Here is a 3,934-nt window from a genome sequence, read left to right on the forward strand (position 1 = left end):
CGCGGCCCGGCTCGCGTACCGGGCGTACGAGGAGCGGCTGGCCGGCGACCGGTGGCGGACGCTGGCCCGCGCGGGGGCCCGCCCGCCCCGGCTGCTGTGGCACGTCGGCGGCGCACGGGAGGCCGGCGCGGACGAGAGCGGCGCGGACGAGAACTGGGCGGACGAGAACTGGGCGGGCGAGAGCGGGGCGGGCGGCACCGCCCGGGTACTCCGCCGGGTGGAGTCGCTGGTCGCCTGGGGCACCGGCGTCGCCCTGCCCGCCGCCGCCCTGGACGCGGTCGCCCGCGAGGGCCGGCTGCGCGGCGACGCCCTCACCGACCGGCACGGCCCGGCCCACGCCGTGGTGGCCCGCCTGGAGCGGCTCGGCGTCTCCCTCGACGCGACGGCGGCGGCGCTGGCGGCCCGCAGGCTGGACCGGCTGACCGCGGCATGGGCGGCGCTGCGGACGTCCGTCGCGGAGCAGCTCCGGCCGGCGGACGGCCGGGGCCGTCCCGGCGGTCGCGTCTGACGGATCGCCGGAGACACCGCCGCCCCGATGACCGAAAGCAGGCCGCCGGTCGTGCGGGACGTCCCGCACGCCCCGTCACCCGGCGGCACCGTACGCCCCGCCACCCGGCGGCCCCGGACGGCCGTCGCCGCCACCCCACCTTTACAGCCCCGCGGCCACTCTTGACTCTTGCGTCACCCGTATCCCTCGCATACCTTGACGCCTTGGCCGCGTAGGTGCCGCAACCGGGGTCTGGGGATTACGAGCGGCCCCCGCGGCGCGCGCCATACCGCGCCGCCGACGCGCGACCCGTCCGTCGGGGCGCGGTCGGTCGGTACCAGGGAGGGGCACGTGTCGTCGGACGCATCGGGGACACCGGAGGCGGCGGGGGAAGACGGGACGTTCGCCGTCCCGGAACTCGCCGTCCTGGAACTGCTGGACGGCGGCGCGCCGCCGGACCGGTACGAAGCGCTGACGGCGGACGCCCGGCGGGCCGGGGCGAGCCCCGCGCGGCTGGCCGCCCTGGACCGGGCCGTGCGCCTGGGCCTGGCCGTCCGCTCCCGGATCGAGTCCGAGCAGCAGCGGGCCAACGACCTCTCCGCCCTGCTCGACACCTCCTCCGACCTGGCGGCCCACCAGCACCTCGGCGCCCTGCTGAAGGTCGTCGTCCGGCGGGCCCGCCTGCTGCTCTGCGCGGACATGGCCTGGATCGGCCTGTACGACGAGGAGCTGGACTGCCACGTCGTCCGCGCCTCCGAGGGCCACATCACGGACCGCAACATGGGCCTGCGGATCGCCCGGGGCGCCGGCCTGGGCTCCGCCACCACCCGGGAGGACAACCCGTCCCCCTTCTGGACCCCCGACTACCTCCCGGACGAACGCATCGAGCACAGCCGGGAGGTCGACGACGTGGTGCGGGCCGAGCGGCTGCGCGCCGTCCTGGCCGTGCCGATGATGCACGGCACCCGTCCGCTGGGCGCGCTGTACATCGGGGAGCGCAACGTACGGCAGTACACGCCCGCCGAGGTGACCCTGGCCGGCGCGCTCGCCAACCTGGCAGCGGCGGCCGTCGAGCAGGCCCGGCTGGCGGAGCGGAACGCGTCGCTCATCGCCGAGCTCGAACGCCGTACCACCACCGTCGAGGCCGGGCTGCGCGGCGCCCGGGGGCTCAGCGAGACGCACCACCGGCTGATCGAACTGATCCTGGACGACGGTGACCCGGCCGCCCTCGCCGAGGAGGTCCACCGCGAACTGGACGCCGACGTACGGATCTTCGGCGCCGACGGCACCCCGCTCGCGACCGCGGGCGACCCGCCGGCGTGCGGGGCCGACGAGGTGCTGCTGTCCGGCCTGGGGGCGCACGCGGCCCGCGAACCGGTCGAGGTGGCCTCCGGGTTCTGGGCCGTGCCGATCGCGGCGGGCACCGGCCATCTGGGCACGCTGATGCTGCGCCCGCGGCGGCCCCGGCGCCCGTGGTCGGCGGCGGAGGAGCGGCTGGTCCGGCTGGTCGCCCAGGTCGTGTCCGTCCAGCTGCTGGTGGAGAGCAGCCGGGCCGCCATCACCGAGGGGCAGGCCCGCGAGGACTTCCTCGGCCAGCTGCTGTCCGGCCCGCAACGGCCGCCCCGACAGCTGGAGCAGAGCGCCCGGCGGCTGGGCATCGACCTCCGGTCGGACCACGTCGTCGTGGTCGCCCGGCCCGAGGGCGAGGCCCGCGGCAGGCCCGCCGTCTGGGCCTCGTCGTACGCGTCCCGGAAGAAGGGGCTGAAGGCCATGCACCACGGCTGCGCGGTGCTGCTGCTGCCGGGCTCCGACCCGGGCGCCGCGGCGCGCGCGGTCGCCGCCGAGCTGTCGCCGCTGCTGGAGCACCAGGTGACGGTGGGGGCGGCCGGGCCGGTCGCCGACCCGGCGTCGGTCCGGCACGGCTTCCAGGAAGCGCTGCGCTGTCTGGAGGCGATGACCGCGCTGGGCGCCACCGGGCGCGCCGGCTCCCTGGCCGACCTGGGCTTCCTCGGGGTGCTGCTGGCGGACCACCACGACGTCGAGGGCTTCGTCCACGCGGCCGTCGGCCCGGTGCTCGACTACGACGCGCGGCGGTTCACGGACCTGACCCGCACCCTGGAGACCTACTTCGAGGCGGGCGGCAGCCCGACCAACGCGGCCAAGCGGCTGCACGTGCACCCCAACACCGTCGCCCGGCGGCTCGAACGGATCGGGGAGCTGCTGGGTCCGGGCTGGCAGGAGCCGGCGCGGGCCCTGGAGGTGCAGCTCGCCCTGCGCGTCTACCGGGTCCGGGACACCCTGGCCCGGCCGGCCGGGGAGCCGGGGACCGGCGGCCCTCCCGAGGCGTGACCTCAGGAGAACCGTCCACGGGGACCTCAGGAGAACCGTCCACGGGACCCCGGGAGACCCGTTCACGTGACCCCGGCAGCCCCGGTCCACGTCGGCCTCAGGAGACCCGGTCCAACCGCGCGTCCTCCGCCCCGGCGCCGCCCGCCGCCCGCCGGGTCAGCGCGACGACCGCGTGCGCGGCCGAGGCGAGGGTGGTGTGCCGGTGCCAGCCGCCGAAGGAGCGCCCGGCGAAGTCCCGCACGCCCACCCGGTCGGAGATCTCGTGGAAGTCCCGGTCGACCCGCCCCAGCAGCCGGGTGAGCCGCACCAGCGCGGCCGGCGGCACGTTCAGCAGGTCGGTGAGCCACAGTTCGGCGGGCCACCGGCCGGCGCCGTCCACGCTGCCCCCGATGCCCAGCAGCAGCATCTCCCGCCGCCGGACGGGCGCGCCCGCCGCCGCCCGCGCCACCGGCAGCCCGACCCGTACGGCGGCGGTGAGGGCGGTCCGCGCGATCCCGGGCTCCCCGTCGCGCTCGCCGTCGCGCCAGAGCACCGGGCGCCGGAGGTCCCGGGCGGCGGCCATGACGTGCTGGGCGGTGAACGTGCCGCCGCGCCCCGGCAGGGTCGGCTCGGACAGCGTCAGCCGCAGGCAGCCGCCGACCCGGGCGAGCACCGGAGCGCCGACGGCCCGCAGCCGGGGAAGCGCCGCCAGGGTGTCCGCCTCCCGGGCGTCCAGCACCACCGGCCGCACCGGCAGTCCCCAGCCCCGCGTCATGCCGGTGAACGCCTCGACCGCGCACTCCCCCCAGGTCTCCTCCGTCACCGAGTCCGGGATGCCGGCCTGGCGCCGGCGCGCCGGGTCGTCCAGCCAGCCGCCGGAGAGGTGCAGCCGCCAGCCGACCGGGACGCTGAGGTCCGGCGAGGCCGCCCACACCCCCACCGCCTGCTGGGAGTTGAGCACCTGGCGGGCGGCCGGGCAGAAGCGGCGCTCGACGCCGACGGAGTTCTCGCCGGCCTTGGGGATCGTCATCGGCCGCACCACCCACGCCTGCGGGGGCGCGGCCCACAGCACGTGGTGCGCCAGCGCCCGGCGCACCTCGCCCCAGTCCCAGGGGGAGG

At 77.8% G+C, this 3,934-nt stretch carries 3 protein-coding genes; 2 read left to right on the forward strand and 1 reads right to left on the reverse strand.

Annotated features, from left to right (window positions below; all coding sequences use genetic code 11):
* Positions 1-508 (forward strand): beta/alpha barrel domain-containing protein (locus tag JNW98_RS34945; protein WP_504755630.1); only part of this gene is annotated, 508 nt, incomplete at its 5' end.
* Positions 509-838: 330 nt separating this feature from the next.
* Positions 839-2,836: a helix-turn-helix domain-containing protein gene (locus tag JNW98_RS34950; RefSeq protein ID WP_223772294.1), complete on the forward strand. Its 1,998-nt coding sequence runs from the start codon at positions 839-841 to the stop codon at positions 2,834-2,836.
* A 97-nt stretch (positions 2,837-2,933) separates the two neighbouring features.
* On the opposite strand, the gene JNW98_RS34955 is transcribed toward JNW98_RS34950, so the two are convergent.
* A partial coding sequence (locus JNW98_RS34955; protein ID WP_223772295.1) for an IS701 family transposase occupies positions 2,934-3,934 on the reverse strand: 1,001 nt, incomplete at its 5' end.

The sequence above is a fragment of the Streptomyces huiliensis genome (assembly GCF_020037025.1).
Lineage (GTDB): Bacteria > Actinomycetota > Actinomycetes > Streptomycetales > Streptomycetaceae > Streptomyces > Streptomyces huiliensis.